The 16,820-nt window shown below is 51.5% G+C and carries 15 protein-coding genes; 11 read left to right on the forward strand and 4 right to left on the reverse strand.

Annotated elements, in window-relative coordinates; translation table 11 throughout:
- Positions 1-10: 10 nt before the first annotated feature.
- Both Pan161_RS00390 and Pan161_RS00395 read right to left on the reverse strand, forming a co-directional pair.
- Complete coding sequence (locus Pan161_RS00390; RefSeq protein ID WP_145223640.1) at positions 11-1,054, reverse strand: 3-deoxy-7-phosphoheptulonate synthase; 1,044 nt, start codon at positions 1,052-1,054, stop codon at positions 11-13.
- A 56-nt stretch (positions 1,055-1,110) separates the two neighbouring features.
- Positions 1,111-1,632 carry a shikimate kinase gene (locus Pan161_RS00395; RefSeq protein WP_197995616.1) on the reverse strand — a complete coding sequence of 174 codons (522 nt, stop codon included), beginning with the start codon at positions 1,630-1,632 and terminating at the stop codon, positions 1,111-1,113.
- Between the two features lie 387 nt (positions 1,633-2,019).
- On the opposite strand from Pan161_RS00395, the gene Pan161_RS00400 reads away from it, so the two are divergent.
- The 10 genes from Pan161_RS00400 (at position 2,020) to Pan161_RS00445 (ending at position 10,438) form a co-directional block, all read left to right on the forward strand.
- On the forward strand, positions 2,020-2,601 hold the full coding sequence (locus tag Pan161_RS00400; protein WP_197995617.1) for an RNA polymerase sigma factor: 582 nt from the start codon (positions 2,020-2,022) through the stop codon (positions 2,599-2,601).
- Positions 2,594-3,031, forward strand: a complete 438-nt coding sequence (locus Pan161_RS00405; protein WP_145223642.1) for a hypothetical protein — start codon at positions 2,594-2,596, stop codon at positions 3,029-3,031. The genes Pan161_RS00400 and Pan161_RS00405 overlap by 8 nt, the downstream gene beginning before the upstream one ends.
- An 11-nt stretch (positions 3,032-3,042) precedes the next feature.
- Positions 3,043-4,248: a GspE/PulE family protein gene (locus Pan161_RS00410; protein WP_232103572.1), complete on the forward strand. Its 1,206-nt coding sequence runs from the start codon at positions 3,043-3,045 to the stop codon at positions 4,246-4,248.
- Between the two features lie 82 nt (positions 4,249-4,330).
- Entirely contained in the window at positions 4,331-5,419 is a 1,089-nt protein-coding gene (locus tag Pan161_RS00415) for a type II secretion system F family protein (RefSeq protein WP_145223644.1), read from the forward strand.
- A gap of 81 nt (positions 5,420-5,500) precedes the next feature.
- The gene (locus tag Pan161_RS00420) at positions 5,501-6,736 is read left to right on the forward strand and encodes a type II secretion system F family protein (protein ID WP_145223645.1); all 1,236 of its coding nucleotides are present in this window, start codon (positions 5,501-5,503) and stop codon (positions 6,734-6,736) included.
- Positions 6,737-6,808: 72 nt separating this feature from the next.
- Positions 6,809-7,921: a type II secretion system F family protein gene (locus tag Pan161_RS00425; RefSeq protein ID WP_145223646.1), complete on the forward strand. Its 1,113-nt coding sequence runs from the start codon at positions 6,809-6,811 to the stop codon at positions 7,919-7,921.
- A 20-nt stretch (positions 7,922-7,941) separates the two neighbouring features.
- Positions 7,942-8,397, forward strand: a complete 456-nt coding sequence (locus tag Pan161_RS00430) for a type II secretion system protein (protein ID WP_145223647.1) — start codon at positions 7,942-7,944, stop codon at positions 8,395-8,397.
- On the forward strand, positions 8,397-9,008 hold the full coding sequence (locus tag Pan161_RS00435; protein WP_145223648.1) for a PulJ/GspJ family protein: 612 nt from the start codon (positions 8,397-8,399) through the stop codon (positions 9,006-9,008). Before Pan161_RS00430 ends, Pan161_RS00435 begins: the two co-directional genes overlap by 1 nt.
- Before the next feature lie 13 nt (positions 9,009-9,021).
- Entirely contained in the window at positions 9,022-9,438 is a 417-nt protein-coding gene (locus Pan161_RS00440; RefSeq protein WP_145223649.1) for a hypothetical protein, read from the forward strand.
- Positions 9,439-9,523: 85 nt separating this feature from the next.
- Positions 9,524-10,438 carry a DUF1559 domain-containing protein gene (locus Pan161_RS00445; protein ID WP_145223650.1) on the forward strand — a complete coding sequence of 305 codons (915 nt, stop codon included), beginning with the start codon at positions 9,524-9,526 and terminating at the stop codon, positions 10,436-10,438.
- On the opposite strand, the gene xerD is transcribed toward Pan161_RS00445, so the two are convergent.
- Together xerD and Pan161_RS00455 are read right to left on the reverse strand one after the other, a co-directional pair.
- The gene (gene xerD / locus Pan161_RS00450) at positions 10,439-11,389 is read right to left on the reverse strand and encodes a site-specific tyrosine recombinase XerD (RefSeq protein ID WP_145223651.1); all 951 of its coding nucleotides are present in this window, start codon (positions 11,387-11,389) and stop codon (positions 10,439-10,441) included.
- A gap of 140 nt (positions 11,390-11,529) precedes the next feature.
- Positions 11,530-13,797: an ATP-dependent helicase gene (locus Pan161_RS00455; protein WP_145223652.1), complete on the reverse strand. Its 2,268-nt coding sequence runs from the start codon at positions 13,795-13,797 to the stop codon at positions 11,530-11,532.
- A gap of 667 nt (positions 13,798-14,464) precedes the next feature.
- On the opposite strand from Pan161_RS00455, the gene Pan161_RS00460 reads away from it, so the two are divergent.
- Positions 14,465-16,792, forward strand: a complete 2,328-nt coding sequence (locus tag Pan161_RS00460; RefSeq protein WP_145223653.1) for a coiled-coil domain-containing protein — start codon at positions 14,465-14,467, stop codon at positions 16,790-16,792.
- Positions 16,793-16,820: the final 28 nt, after the last annotated feature.

Consider the following 16,820-nt stretch of genomic DNA (forward strand, 5'->3'; position numbering starts at 1 on the left):
TCTGAACTACTTACGACAGCTTTTCGTGTGCGGTCAGGATCAGGGTTTCGGTTTCTTCCCAGTCGATGCATTCGTCGGTGATGGAGACGCCGTACTGGAGCTGCGATAAATCTTCAGGCAGACTCTGATTGCCGGGAAGCAGATTGCTTTCCAGCATCAGGCCGATAATCGTATCGTTGCCGGCGACGCGCTGGTCGATGACTTCATTCCAGACTTTTCCCTGGTTGCGATAGTCTTTGTTGGAATTCGCATGGCTGCAGTCGACCATGAACCGGGGTGACAGGCCGGCGGCCTGCAGGCTCTTGCTGGCTTCTTCCAGGTGCTCCCGCTGATAGTTCGGACCCGAACGTCCGCCACGCAGAATCAGGTGACCCCAGGGATTGCCTTTGGTGTTGACCACGCAGGTCTGGCCGTCCGCATCGATCCCCAGAAAACTGTGGGGGCTCTGCGCGGCGAGCATCGCATTTAACGCGACGTCGAGGCTGCCGTCTGTACCGTTTTTATAACCGACGGGCATTGAGAGTCCGCTGGCCATCTGGCGGTGTGTCGGCGATTCGGTCGTGCGGGCACCGATCGAAGCAATGGAGATCGCGTCGGCAATGTATTGAGGCGTGATCGGTTCCAGCATTTCGGTTGCGGCGGGTATGCCCAGTTCGCCGATCTGCAGCAACAGCTGGCGGGCGATCTTCAATCCCGAAGAGACATCGAAGGTGCCATCCAGGTGCGGATCGTTGATCAGGCCTTTCCAGCCGACGGTCGTGCGTGGTTTTTCAAAGTAGACCCGCATGATCAGGAACATCCGGTCGTCCACTTTGGAAGAGAGTTCTTTTAAACGGGCGGCATATTCGAGGGCGGCTTTGGGATCATGAATCGAACAGGGCCCGACGACCACGATGAGACGATGGTCTTCTCCCGAGAGAATCCGTTTGATCTGTTCGCGCGATTCGCCAACCGTCTCTGTGACTTTGTCGGTCCGCTTATAAGTGTCTTTCAATTCCTGTGGTGCAACCAGACGGACGGAATCATGAATGTTGACGTTTTGAATGGGTAACATCGGCTTGCAATCGTTCTTCATTACTATAAGTGTGTGATATCAGTTTATGATTGTGATCAGAGATTCAACTGCTGACAGATCTGGGAAACAACTTCCTCTGCCGTCAGCTTTGAAGCCTCAATTTTCAGTTGTGCATACAGTTCATACAGTGGGAATCGACTGTCGTATAAGTCGGCCAACGTTGTTCCCGGTTCAATCAACACACCCCGGTCGAACGCATCGGCAACCCGTTGCTCCAGTACTTCAGGTGACACATCCAGCCAGACTATGGTACCAAGACTGCGAAGATGTTGCATGGCTTCGCGGCTGTAACAGACGCTTCCACCAGTAGAAATTACCGATCCTGCTGATTGGATCGATTGCACATATGTTGCCTCAATTTTTCGGAAACCCTCAGAGGTGTGATGCGAAATGATCTCGGCCAGCCGTTTTGACTCCCCGGCTTCGATTAATGCATCTGTATCCAGGAAGGGAAGACCTGTCTGTTCAGACAGTAGTTTCCCCACGGTCGACTTTCCCGATCCGGGCATGCCAATCAGTACCACAGCCTGATTCTCAGGCGTACTTTCAGACGCCATCCGGTAACTCCTCATTGCTGCGAATTGAGGGGAGACGCGGACTGTTTTTCAGGAAGGCACGATGAGGGGGACACAAAAACATGAAAGCAGTATCTGTTTGATAAATAAAGGCTTACGATAAATGTATGCCGCCGGATTTGGAAAAACATCAAAAATTCGGGGAAAAGCAAAACAAATAATATCGCAAATCAGGTCTAATAGGAACTGTGTGGAAATTCGGGTGAACTGTCATTGTTATTTTTCAGTCCGAACCAACACAAGTATGGAGCTCATGTTTGTGCTAAATTCACACGAAGTTTACTTGTTATTCTAGCCTGGCAGTTCTGTCAGGACATTCTTGCTGTGACTCAGCAGTGAGAATCAGAGTTTTTCTGAAGCTTTGAAGAATTGAATTCCATCGTGGAGCAACTGTCACCAGTCAAATTTGCAGCGCAAATCCGATGTTGTGCCAATGATCTGCACGATCAGGGTGTCGACCGGTTGGGTTCGCTCTACGATTTGACTTCAGAGCGACTGGTGCGTTATGCGGTGACCGTGACCCGGAATATGCCGGATGCGGAAGATGCGATTCAGGCCACCATGGTGCGGATCGCCATGAAGCCGAAAATTCTGGCTTCGGCACAACAACCCTGGGCTTACCTGTTACGGGTGACCCGCAATGAAGCGTTACGGATTCTGCAGAAGCGGAAGCCATTTCAGATATTTGCTCAATGCCGACAGCTCTGGGCGCGAGATGAAGAAATTGTAGAAGAGAACGACCAGGCGCAAGTCATTCGCAAGGCCTTAAAGCGTCTGCCAACCAATCAGTCAGAAGTCGTGGTCTTGAAGATCTGGGAAGACATGACTTTTGCAGAAATCGCCAGTGTGCTGGATGAATCGCCGAATACTGTGGCCAGTCGTTATCGTTATGCACTCCAGAAGTTAGATAATTACCTGCGTCCCGTGACGCATGAGGATATTAATGTTTGAATTCGAAGAGCACAATTCACTGGAAGAACGGTTGCTGCAGGCCGGTGCCGGCGCTGCCGTTCCCCTGCGCGACGGACACCGTCAGCGGGTTCTGGAAGCGGCACAGCAGGCAGGGAATCGCAGGCAACGCCAGCGAAATTGGATTGTCTGCAGCATGTTCTTCGTCTGCTGCAGTCTGTTCTGGTATCTGCGCGATTCCGGTTCCACTTCTATTCAGGCTCCGGGCTGGTCCCAAGCGATCTACAGGAAAGGGAATGAAGTGTTAGGCATTTCCACCGTCGCCCGCCAGTCCATGGAGATCAAGACAGACTGGAACTCGGTGCAGGCCACATTAAAACATTCGGGTGAATGGGGGCTCGTCGATGCCGTTGTTCAGTTTCGCAATGAGCGTGCAGGAACGATAGAGCAGATCTTTCATCGAGGCGATTAATGCAGGAGAGTTTGTCCCAACATTTCCAGGAACACTTGCCTGAGAAACCCGAGAATCATCCGGAGTATGTCACCGAACTGGTTAATCTGATTTTGAATCAGGCCCAGGACTGCAACGCCAGCGACATTCACCTGCTGCCTTCCGAAAGTAAAATGCGGATGGACTGGCGGATTGACGGCGTGCTGCATCATATCGCGAACTTCTCATCCGAGTTGGCTCCGCGAATGACCTCGCGACTGAAAGTGCTGTCACATCTGCTGACCTATCGCACGGATGTCCCTCAAGAAGGCCGTCTGCGACAATCAGGTGAGCAGGCAGTCGAAACACGCATCAGCACCTTTCCCACGCTCTATGGCGAGAAAGTGGTGGTCCGACTGTTCGTCGGTTCTGGACAGTACAAACATCTGGAAAGCCTGAATCTGCCCGGCGAAATCCTGTTTGAACTGCAGCGCCTGCTGACACAGACGGGGGGCGTCATCTTAATGACGGGCCCGGCCGGCAGCGGGAAAACAACCACCATCTATGCCTGCCTGCGCGAGATCATCCACCAGTCTCAAGGATCTCGCAGTCTGGCTTCACTGGAAGACCCGATTGAAGTCGTCGTGCCCACGGTCGCGCAATCACAGGTGAATCCGGCTGCGGGCTTTGATATGGTCCTGGGGCTGCGTTCCCTGCTCAGGCAGGACCCGGAAGTCATTATGGTGGGTGAAATCCGCGACCGTGAAACCGCGGAAACCGTATTCCAGGCATCGCTCTCAGGGCATCTGGTCGTCACCACATTTCATGCCGGCAGCGCGACAGAAGCGGTAAGCCGCCTGTCAGACATGGGGATCGAACCGTATCTGCTGCGCAGCGGATTACTGGCGATTCTCAGCCAGCGATTGCTCAGGCGGCTCTGTTCCTGTGCGGAATTTTCCCAGGCCGACGAAGATCGCATGGGCCTGGATGTCGAACACTGGAAAGTGCCCGTTGGTTGTGTGGAATGCGGTCAGACCGGCTACCAGGGACGCATGGTCCTCACCGAGATGTTGCAGCCTGGCCAGACAGAGGTGGCGAATGCCATCTTAAACGGGGCTGATGCCACGGTCTTGCATCAGCTGGCCATTCAGTCGGGCATGCGAACCCAGTGGGATCGTGCACAGGAGGCCGTAAATCAGGGGCTCACCAGCCCGGCGGAAGTGCGTCGGGTTCTGGGCGTGACGCGAAATAATGGTTAACGGGCGACCGGTTTTTATGCTCTGAAATACGAATGAAAATATCACGCAGTATTAATCGTTTCTGTCAAAAGCAGGTATCAAGATGAATTCAAGAGACGATCCTGAATCGAAGGCGACCAGCAAAACCCGCTTTGAGCTCGATGAGCTGATCGCATTGAACGAAGAAATCATTTCACTCGTGCAAGCCGGGATTCCCCTGGAACTGGGGCTCCGCGAAATGGGAAACGAACTCCCGGATCGGCTCGGGCGAATCACCGCTGACCTGGCAATCAGAATGGAGCGGGGCAGTACGCTGCCAGAGGCGATGGCCGCGGAAGGCGATAGCTTTCCCCTCGTGTATCGGGTGATCGTGGAAGCAGGCATCAAGTCGGGCAAGTTGACAGTTGCGCTGGAAGAAATGTCGAACTATGCCTGGGAACTGTTTCACCTGCGCCGCCAGATCGGCATGGCGATGGTCTACCCGCTGATTGTATTCAGCCTGGCATACGGGCTGTTTATGATTTTTCTGTTTGAAGTGCTGTCGCGGTTCAATGCCGCTTATGATATTTTTCAACTCGGGGAATCAAAGCCTCTACAGCTGTTAAACTCCATGCAGTCCACGGTCGTCTACTGGGGCGTAGTTCCACCGTTGCTGTTATTTCTATTTGCCATCTTATGGATGAGGACGGGCAGTTCGCAGTTGCTGAATTTCAAAGGGACCAGTCGCCTGATCGGCTGGATTCCCGGTGTGCAGAAGATTGCCAACTATTACCGGTACGGCAATTTTTCTGAACTGATGTCATTGTTGATTCAACAGAACATTCCCTTTGCCGAATCGGTGGTTCTGGCTGCGGAAGCGACCGGCGATGACCAGCTGGTGAAATCAGCAAGCCTGATGGCGGAGCGGCATCTGCATGCACAGCCGGAAACAGGCATCACCACGAAAGAATATGGCTGGCCTCCGTTATTAACCTGGTTGCTGACAACGAAGAATCACCAGGGGGAACTCAGTCTGGCCCTCAAAAATGCTGCAGATATGTATCGGAGAAAAGCCACCAGCTATACACGCTGGTTTCGCATTTTGTTTCCGATCTTTACCGGCGCGATCATCGGCGGAGGTACGGTGTTATGCTATTCTCTGGTATTATTTCTTCCGTTCTCGGACATGCTTAAACAATTAGCCCAACCTTGAGGCTCTTAGAGTGAGAGGTCATTGTTCTGGGTCAGGTTTTAACGATTGCAGGGATCAGGGGTGTAGCGGGATGGTTGTCAGATGATTTGGTATCGTTACCAGGGAATCAACTCACAAGGTAAACATGTTTCCGGCCGCATTCATGCCGCAGACAGGGATGAAGTTGCGAGTCGCCTGCAGGACCAGGATCTTAAAATTGAACGGATCGAAGAGGAAGAATCAGAGCTGGCTTTTTCCATGCCTGGCGCGACAGCTTCTACAGGCAGTCAGAAACTGTCATCCCGCGATTACGATGTGATTTCCGATCACCTGTCTGACCTGACCCGTGCGCGGCTGCCTTTGTCGACCGGACTGGAAGCGGTTTCGCATGAAATCGAAAATCCGCGCCTTCGCACTGCTGTCCAGAACCTGGCTTCACAGCTGGATGCCGGCAACGATCTGGAAACGGTGCTCGCTACCTCCCGGGCGCCCCGCGAATTGTGCGCACTGGTGAATGCCGGCACACGTTCCGGGAAGATGAGCGAGATCCTGGCGGACTATGTCGCCCATACCCGACAGCTCTCCGAGATGAAAAGCCAGTTGCTGATGGCGCTTAGCTATCCATTAATCCTGATGGTGTTTGCCATGCTGATGCTCCTGAGCATCATGCTCTGGATCCTGCCTGCCTTCGAATCAATTTATTTTGATTTTGGAATCGAGTTGCCATGGGTGACTCTCCGACTGTTTGAACTTTCGATTTTTCTGCGGACACAGTGGTGGTGGTATCTGCCTGCCGGACTGATGCTCGCCGGCTCCTATCTGATGTTGATGAAAACAGAACGCGGCCAGATGTGGTCGCAGAAAATAATATATCGTCTCCCATTAATTGGCGGATTGCTCCGCGGACTGTCTGTCTCACGTTTTTCCCATCTGCTGGCTTTGCTGGTCGATAACCAAGTCCCGTTTCTCGAAGCGCTCAAGATGACAGGAGAAAGTTCCAGTAATTATGAAATCCGTAACGCCTGCCGACAGTTTTCGGAATCGGTTTCCAACGGACAGGCAGAGATTGCCTCCCTGGAATCACTAAAAATATTCCCGGCCACGTTTTTGCAGACATTGGCCAGTCAGTCGGGCGCCACTTCCCATCAGGGACCCCGCTATTCAGTGGAAATCCTGAATGCACTGTCCGACATGTTAAACAGTCAGACACGGGTCCGCATTACTTTTTTCTCGTCGGTTGTTGAGCCACTGGTGATCATTTTCTGTGGTATTCTGATGGGCTTTCTGTTCATCGCCATGCTGGCCCCTTTAATTCAATTACTATACTGGCTGAACTGAATCATCCGGCGTCAACAACCTCTTTTTTAGTATTCCTCAACTTAGAGTAACGGCTGTCGCGTTAAAAGACTCATGGATAAGAAACCCCATTTCGAAAATCTGAATCGAATTTATGGCAACGTAAGACGTTCGTCATCACTCGGTTCGATTCTATCCTTCGGGCGTGTTTCTTATTCTCAACAGGTGGCATTACTGCGGATTCTGGCGATCGCCGCCGATAAACAACTTCCATTAATTGATGTCCTGGAAACATTCGGAAAGGACATTCGAGGCCACTGGCGGTACCAGATCATGCGTCTGGTGGACTTGCTGCGCAGTGGCGTTCCGCTGGCAGAGGCACTGGAAAAAATTCCGTATGTGATTCCTGCCAACGCATTCTTTCTCGTCAAAGCGGGAGCCGAATCAGGAACGCTGCCTTCGGCGCTTTCCCTGGCGGCGGAAGTCTGTGCCGAGCAGCGCAATGAACGGGATTACCTGCGTCCCGGAATCGGGGCCTATTTGTGTACCGTTTTTGTCATCATGGCGTTGGTCTTCATGTTTATCTGTTACTGGATCATTCCCAAGTTCAAAAAGATTTTCTATGACTTCAACATGGAATTACCGGATCTGACGCTGTCGATCATCCATACTGCGGATCTGATAGTCACTTACTCTCTGTTAATTATTCCAGTCTTACTGTTTCTTTTGATCCTGTATCTCAGGCTCCGCCATACCGGTTACCTGGAAAATGGCTGGCGTCCGCGGTTTATTTCCGGGCGTTATTATCCCCGTTTAATTGCGCCGGATGTCTTACGGTTTCTACATGTCACTACCGAATCCGGGCGTCCCCTGCTGGGGGCATTTGAGTCCTTGTCACATACCACGAAAAATCCATATTTGTCTGCCCGCTTTGGAGCCATTCTGGATGATATCCATAAAGGAAACGATTGCTGGACGTCACTGCATGACTATAGCCTGCTGACACCCAGTGAAGTGCGTCTGTTACAGTCAGCACAGCGGGCGGGAAATTTAAGCTGGGCACTCAAAGCGATTGCCAAAGGGATTGAGCGGCGCATCAATTATCGCCTGGCGCTGATACGGGAATATCTGGAACCGGCTTTTATACTAAGCGTGGGCTGTTTAGTGGGAATATTCGTCGTCGGATTGTTTTTGCCACTGGTAACGATCATGGATGCCCTGTCTTAAACTCAGATTACGGTTGAAACGTGAGAAATCAAATTCAGAACAACAGAGCCTGTTCAAGTCGTGTTGCATCACCGGGATGTCGGCGCCGCGGATTTACTCTGGTGGAGATGATGGTGGCGGGCGTGCTGTTGATGACCGTTTCCATGATTGTAGTACCAGCGATCTATTGGGTACATCGCGAACGCAGGGAGACCGAACGCAGACAGATAGCGATTGTGGAAGTGGAAAATCTGATGGAACGCGTGGTCTCTTTACCATTTGATGAAGTACAGCAGTCGACTGTGGATAAGTTTGCTTTATCGGAAACTGCAATCAGACAGCTGCCTGATGCCAGCTTGCAAATCACAGTCAGAGATGCGGCTGATGTAAAACAGATGAAAAAAATTCGGATCCAGCTGGGCTGGAAAAACCAGCAGGAAATCAAAGCGATGCCGGTGAGGCTTACTTCCTGGGTCTCTCCGAAGGAACAAGAGTAATGCAGCAACGCGGGTTTACTATTTCGATCAGACAATATGGCTGCCCTCCGGGAGTTTCACTGGTGGAAGTCGTGGTGGCCATGGGCATCGCCTCGGTGCTGATGGGCATCAGTATGACGACCATACATACCGTGCTCCGCGCCGAACGCGAAACCAGCAAAGCTGCCTGGCTGGGGTCTTCGTTCCAGCGCTTTTCCCATCTGTTTCGGGCAGATATTCATGCCGCCGTTGATGCCCGGTTTCCTGGAGCGGGGGGGACAGAAATCATACTTCAAAAGGCGGACAATCAGAGTGTGCAATATCGTATCGAGCAACATCAGATTTTCAGAGTCGTCACCAGCCAGGGTGAAGTCGCGCACCGTGATGTTTTTTATCTGCCTGAGGGGAGCCACGCTCTTTTTTTTGAACAGCAGCGACTGCATCGAGCAGGAATATCCATTGAAGAACCCGATCCTTTACGACGGATATTAAGCAAAAACAAGGGTAACTCAGGTCAATCCGGGAGACCAGCCGTCCAGGAATTATCCATCATTTCCACCATCGGGTATGATTACCGTTTGGCGAATCTTAAGCTGAAACAACCAGAAAAAGAAACAAATAAAACCGAGTGACAGGGTCAATCTTATGCGTCTCCACTACAAAGCATTTACAGGATCTCAGGCCGAGAAAACACGCCGGGGAGCGGTGTTAGTGATTGTGATGGTCTGTCTGCTATTAATTTCACTGGTGATGGCTTCACTGCTGAAATCGACATTGCTGCAGAGGCGACAAATGCTGAAGGAGCAGTTGCTGGTCCAGGCAGACTGGCTGGTCGAGTCGGCTCTGGAGCGCGCTGCACAGCAACGTTTGACGAATCCCGAATACCGGGGAGAAGTCTGGCAGATTGATCCGGAAGAACTGGGAACCCGTTATGCTGCTTCCGCAGAAATAGTATTGAAACCGGAGGGGGAAGCAGATCGTCGACTGTCGATCCAGGCACGAATAAAATATCCTGACAACCAGACCGAGACGATTACCAGAACGAAAAAAATTATTTTATGACCACGTTGAATCGGTCAGTATTCCGTACTTATAAATTAACTGCTATTAAAGTGATATGGTATTATTCTTTCAGGAATTACAGAAGATGAATAAGGTTGCTTCCCCTTGTCGCCAGAGTCAGCAGCGTAGTGGTTTCACACTGATTGAACTACTGGTCGTGATTGCGATCATCGCGATTCTGATTGCACTCCTGCTGCCTGCAGTACAGCAGGCGCGCGAGGCGGCCCGACGTACGCAGTGCAAAAACAATCTGATGCAGATCAACCTCGCGCTGCAGAACTATGAAATGGCGTTCGAAGTCCTGCCTGCGGGTGTTTATAACCAGACCGGGCCGATCAAAAACGAACCCAAAGGTTATGACATGGGCTGGTTCGGCGGACTCACGCCGTTTGTGGATCAGGCGATTGTTTATCGGCATATTGACTTTAAACAAAGCGTATATGCCGAAGCCAATTATGAAGTGCGCAAAAGACCGATTTCGTTTCTAAGCTGCCCTTCTGATCCCAAAGAGGCTGTTCTAATGGTGCCCATCGACAATAATCTCTCCTTGTTTCAGACAAACTACGCGGCCTGTTATAACGCCAATGAAGCGCCGATTGACGCCAATAATTCCGGGGTCATGTTTTTAAACAGCAGTATCAGCTACGATCAAATCACAGATGGCAGCAGCAATACAATTTTTATCGGCGAGCATCTCTACGACGATACGAACCTGGGCTGGCTGTCTGGTACCCGCGCCACTTTGCGGAATACCGGTTCCATTAACCGAGATCTTCCAAAATTTACAGGTTCCTGGGGAAGCAATAATAATCCCGACCCTGTAGAAGAGCATCCCGTCGACCCGCTGTTAAACGTCGGCGGGTTTGGCAGCTACCATGTCGGAGGTGCCCACATCGGACTGGGCGATGGTTCCGTTCGCTTCCTTTCCGAGAATATCGATCCCGGCTTGCTTGAGCAATTGGGGAATCGCAGCGATGGCAAGCTGATGGACCCGTATTAATCAGCCACGCGGATGATACATCTGATGCACGGCTTTCAGGCGGCTGTGATCGACGTGCGTGTAAATTTGAGTCGTGCGGATATTTGCATGCCCCAGCAGTTCCTGCAACGCTCTGATCTCAGCTCCACCAGCCATCATGTGGGTCGCAAAGCTGTGACGCAGCGTATGCGGACTGACCTCTTTACTGCAGCCCACGCGGGCCGCATTTTTCTTGACGATGTTCCAGACCATGACCCGCGATAACTGCTTGCCTCCCCGGTTCAGAAATAACGCCTGTTCTGCGGTATTACGTCGCGTCATGTCGGGCCGTTCGTGTCGCAGGTAGGCTTCCACCGCGGCGACCGCGACCGGATTCAATGACACCATGCGTTCCTTGTTCCCTTTACCCACACAACGGGCATAGCCTTCCGTCAGCTTCACCGCATTCAAAGGCAGGGTCACAATCTCTGTCACGCGGCAGCCCGTCGCGTACATCATTGCCAGAATCGCCCGATCGCGGAGCGGATAACGATCCTGGCGGCAGGGAGCGGAGAGCAACTGGTTGACTTTTTCCGGGCTGAGGACTTTCGGTAGATATTTCCAGAGCTTGGGCGAATTCAACAGGTCGGCGATACTTTCTGCGAGCACGCCTTCCAGTACCAGGTAGCGGAAGAAGAGCTTGATCGTGACCAGATGCCGCGAAACAGTCGTCGCCGCCAGTTTGCGCCGATTGAGATGCTGCAGGTAGCCGGAGAGAAAAGCGAGATCCACTTCACTCAATGGAACCGGTTTCTGTGCGCGGTACCAGTCCAGAAACTGCACGATATCCGAGCGATACGCGGAAACGGTATTCGCTGCCATCCCGCATTCTGCTTCCAGATAATGCAGGAATGGCTCCAGATGCACACCAGGGTCCGCCGGTTTGCGGACCTGGAATCTGGAATTCGCCGGTGGTCGTTTACGTGGCGGCATGAGAGAACCCGAAGTCGGTTAAGTGAATCAGACCTGCTGAAAGACTGCGATACTACCAGTTTATTCTTCAGTAGAATTAATGGCAGGCGCCAATCAGTTTTATCGGCATGCAGCCATGATCCCCTTGAACCAGCGTCGGGTTATCGCAGTCCTAGCGGTTGCAGGGGGCAGTGCGCGGCGACAAAGGTTTGCGGTTCGTCTGCATCGTCAAACAGGACATTCACCATCCGTTTGCGGGCATAACCGCTGATACTCATCACCGTTCCTACGCCATAGCGCGGATGTCTGACCCGCATGCCGACCGAGAAACCCTGCGGAATCTCAGCGGCCTGTGGTGAATCCTTGAGGAGGTCCGCGCCGGTCATCAACAGAGGACGCTTTGGATTGGCTGCCTTCAAAGCGGCGGTGTCAATCTCGCCTCGCTTGACGGATTCCACAAATTCATCAAAGTGCGAGCGGGATTCAAACAGTTCATCAGTCGTCTGATCGTTGAGCTTTACATCGATTTCTTTGAGGAAGTCACTGGTGATGGTTCTCCACGGACGACCGCGCATTGAACGTTCACGTGTCTGGGTCAGATACAGGCACTGTTCCGCCCGGGTGATTCCCACAAAAAACAGGCGGCGTTCTTCTTCCAGTCCGTCGCGCAGTTCTTCACGCAGCACCCGTTCGTGCGGAATCAGGTTCTGTTCGACACCGATAATAAACACCACCGGATATTCCAGTCCTTTCGCCGCATGCAGCGTCATCAGGGTCACACGCCCCGCGTCCGCATCCAGCTGGTCCGTCGCGCTGGCCAGCGTACTGACTTCCAGAAAACCTTCCAGTGTCGTTTCTTCACCGTAGATGTCATCATACTTTTTGGCAGTGGAGAGCAGTTCGTTGACGTTCGCAATCCGTTGCTGATCATCTTCGTCCGGACTTTCTTTCCAGCTGTCGACCAACCGCGTACTATCGATGATATTTTCCATCAGATGCGCGACGGCTCCCGAATCGGCCATCGAAAATCCGTTGATCATCTTGGCAAACCGCGCCAGCATGGTCGCTGCCCGTTTGGAAAGTTTCGGGCAGTCTGCTGCCTGATGGGCGGCTTCCAGCAGACTGATCCCGCGCTCGTCGGCCCAGCGAATCAGTTTATTCTGCGTTGTTTTGCCGATGCCTCGGAGGGGCTTATTGACAATACGTGAGAACGCGATGCGATCGTCGGGGTTGTTGACCAGTTTCAAGTAGGAGAGCAGGTCTTTGACTTCCGTGCGTTCATAAAAGGCGACACTGCCCGCCAGCTGGTAGGGTATTTTATGCCGGGCCAGCGCCAGCTCCAGTTCACGCGAAAGCGAGTTGACCCGGTAAAAAATGGCGAAATCTGTGTATGCATGGTCTCCCTGATCGATGGCATTGCGAATGCGTCTCGCGATATCGTCTGCTTCGTGCCTTTCATCCTGAAAACAGAGCAGCTCGACCGGAGAACCGTCCTGGTTTTCCGTAAACAGCGACTTGGCTTTGCGGCGTTGATTGTGAGAAATCAGATCGTCGGCGACGCGGAGAATTTCTTTCGTACTGCGAAAATTCTGTTCGAGTCGAATCGTTTTACAGTCGGGAAAATCCCGTTCGAACTGTAGAATGTTTTCAATTTTCGCACCGCGCCAGCCATAAATTGACTGGTCCGGGTCACCAGTGACGCACAGGTTGCGCGTGTTGAGCGAGAGTCCCATTACGATCTGATACTGGGCCAGGTTCGTATCCTGATATTCATCTACGAGAATATATTGATAACGTTCATCGAGTGTCGCCCGTAACTCGGGGGAGCCTTTGAGCAGGCTGGCGACATGCAGTAATAAGTCGTCAAAGTCAACGGCATTGGATTCGAGCAGCAGTTTCTGATACATCGGATATACGCGGGCCGCGACGGCCTGCAGGTGATCGCCCACCGATTCCTGATAGATTTCGACGAATCGCTCAACGGTGATCAGGTCATTTTTGGCACGGCTGATCATTGATGCGATGGTCGATGGATTATAGGCCACGGTATCGATGTCTAATTCATTCAGTACGAAACGAATTAACTGATGTTGATCGGTCGTGTCAAAAATCGAGAAGTTACTGTCCAACCCCACGCCGCGTCCGTAACGTCTCAAGATTTTGACGCAGAACTTATGAAAGGTGGAAATCTCCACGCGCGAATCGGGAATCAGCTGCCTGACCCGTTCGCCCATTTCATCCGCCGCCTTGTTGGTGAAAGTAATTCCCAGAATCTGATGAGCGGGTACGTGCGCATGAATCAGCGAGGCGATCCGGTGGGTAATCACACGGGTTTTTCCTGAGCCCGGTCCCGCCAGGACCAGTAATGGTCCCTGGTGATGCGAGACGGCAGCGAATTGAGGTGGAGTCAGGACCTGCTGAAAATCCAAGTGAAAATCCTTTTAAACTGTGTCCAGTTTTACTGTAGCGGCTCCAGAGCCATTTGGACCGAGTATCATAGATTGAGTGACGCTATGGTTAAATGTGATGCGCTCTAAACATTGAAATGGATTTATTGTCTGAAACCACCAATGTACGTTCCCGCTCCCCAAATTCCAAATCGAACCCCGCGATTATTCAGCCCGAATCTGTATCTGAATCACTTAACAGAAACCAGCAGGGGATATCACAGGCAGCAACAGGGCGAAAAGCAGACTCAGGGCACTGTAATAGTGAACATTCGCATGTTTTGGTAATGTTGCGAATCCAAGCCGCTTTGGTTGATTGCACAATATTTGTGGGTCCACTAAACTGCGCAGAGATGATGTGATGATGTGCTTGAGAAATTGGCTGCCCGACTTTAACGATTTCGGGGCATGGGATGCCTGGCCAGAATCTCCAGCCCTGATTTTCGCCATCAAAAACAGTGGGAATTCTGCAATCTTAAAATATTGTTTTTGAAAGATCCCTGTGGACAGGGTTTTGCAGATATTGATGCTTGAATAGTTGATTGGGAGCAGGGATGTATGAATTCAACACACATTTCCTGCTGCTAAATGACGATAAATTATTTTACAACGGTAGTTTCCACCCCTACTACCATTAATGAGGGCCTTGGTGTCCCGCGTTCTTGTGAATGGTGGCGACCGTTATTCGAATCCCTTTGTCGACGGAGTGAGATCAGATATGCTTCTCAAGGAATCAAACCGAACCAGAAAGAACCAAAAATATTTTGGTGTGCTCGGCGTGGCAGTTTTAGGATTAGCCAGCCTGGCATTGGTTGTCACAACCACAATGGCTGTGGAAGACAAGAAGCCGGAAAAAGCAGACGTGGGTCTGCAGGGCATTTTACCACCCGAAGTTCCAGAAGATCTTTCCGAAGCACCGGAAGGACTTGAAGGCAAGTGGGCAACATGGGATCAGCAGGTGAGTGATCTGCTGGCCAAGCTCTACGAATCAGACCTGACTCTGAAACAGCAGAAGCAGACACTGGCAGCATTACAGACGAAGATCCAGGATGCACAAGGCCAGGCAGTTCTCGCTGATTACACCGGTCGTTTACAGCGTCGCGTGGAAATTGCGGATGCCGTTTTGAAAACACTGCAGGTCGATGTTGCTGCCGTCAAAGCAGCCCAGTTGAAAGCCCAGCAGAATAAATTGGCGAAGGCCACTGCTGCTCTTAAAAAATACCTGGCTACCATGGATAATGGAAACGGCTGGGTCGACTACCTGCAGTTGAATTCATTGCAGAAAGAATTGAAAAACAGCTATTCCGAAGTGGAACTGATGGATCTGCTGAAATCGCTCCAAAAGAAATTTGAAGAGCGGGGTGCTTTAACCGATGCAGAACAGCGAAAATTCTTCAACCGTCCTCAGTTCAAGAACCTGGAAAAATCAGTACGGGCGTTCCTGGCTGATTCGAAGCCAGGTGCGACCAAGATTGATGCTGGTAAAGTTCGCAAGCAGCTGACGACTCTGGTCAGTAACCTTGAAGAATATGAAGCATCAGAAAGCAACAAGAACTCATTTGAAGCACGTAAAGCATATGCTTTGTTGCGTCAGGAACTTTCAGGCGGCCTGGAACCACTGACCACAGCTCTGCGAAACAATTATTTCAACTATAACCTGCGTGTGATGGTTGCTGAAGACTTCATCAACCGTTTGATCAATGACAGTACCTGTGAAACCGGACCTGTCGTCGACTGCATCCTGGGTGCATATGTGACCGGAAATCAGGCCACCACTACAGAAATTGGCGTCGATTTCAAACCCAGCGATTCAACCCTGCGATTTGATTTAACCCTGAACGGTTTCACTAACAGCGAAACTTCCGGTACAACCAGCCAGGCCACGATTTACACATCAGGCCATCATCAGATCTGGGGTACCAAAGAAATTAACTTTGATGGCGATCTGTTCGAAACTCAGCCTGCCTGGGTCGAAGTCGCCGCCAATAACACCACCGTCGGTGCCAGCACCAAACTGGATCGTATTCCTCTGCTGGCTGGCATTGGTCGCAACATGGCTTACCGTCGCACTGCAGAACTGAAAGGCGAAGCAGAAGCGATCGCCGCACAACGCGTGCGAGATCGGGTTCGTCCCCGTTTCGATGAAGAAGTTGACGAACGCATCGGCCGCGCCAATGAAGAAGTCGATGGCAAGTTGAATAAGCGTCTGCGTGATAATGGTCTGTTTCCATCCGCCCGCAGCTACGCTTCGACTGATACCCATCTTTACATTCGAACCCGGTTGATGGATACCGGTGAACTGGCTGCCAATTCGCCACCACTGACCATCTCTGCCGACGAAAGCGTTGTCCTGCAGCTGCATGAATCGGTTATGAATAACAGCCTCTCCCGGATGAACCTGGAAGGCCGTAAAATTACCGATCAGGACCTGATCACCGAATTTGAAAAATCGATTGAAGATGTTCTGGGACGTAAATTTAAACTGGAACGACCTCCCGTTGATCCAGATAAAGGACCCAATATCCTGGCCTTCGATGATCACGATCCCATTCGCGTACAGATTACAGACAATACACTGAATCTGATCCTGCGTTGTGGATTTGAACAGCAGGGCGAAACCGCTGTGCCGACTCAGGTCATCACAGTTCCTCTGCACTTCAATGTCGACGGTGATAAAATTCATATCACCCGCGGAGATGTTAAATCATCGCCCGTCGTTCGACCAGAACGGATTGCTTCTCAGATTGCTCGTGCCGGCGTGGTTCGCAACAAAATGGAAAAAGCATTTCCAGATCGTGTTGAAGATTCACAGGTCAAAGCCAAACTGGAAAACCGCACCGTCTATCTGGACATCACTGGCATCAAAGCCAACGATGGCTGGTTGACGATCACCGTCGGTAACGACACGACAGTCGAAAAGAATGAAAGCAAGCTGCCTCTGCCACCCGAACCGGCAGAAACCGCTTCGGTGAAATAGTCAGACATTCCAGATCTGACCAGAAATA

It is taken from the genome of Gimesia algae (assembly GCF_007746795.1).
Classification (GTDB): domain Bacteria; phylum Planctomycetota; class Planctomycetia; order Planctomycetales; family Planctomycetaceae; genus Gimesia; species Gimesia algae.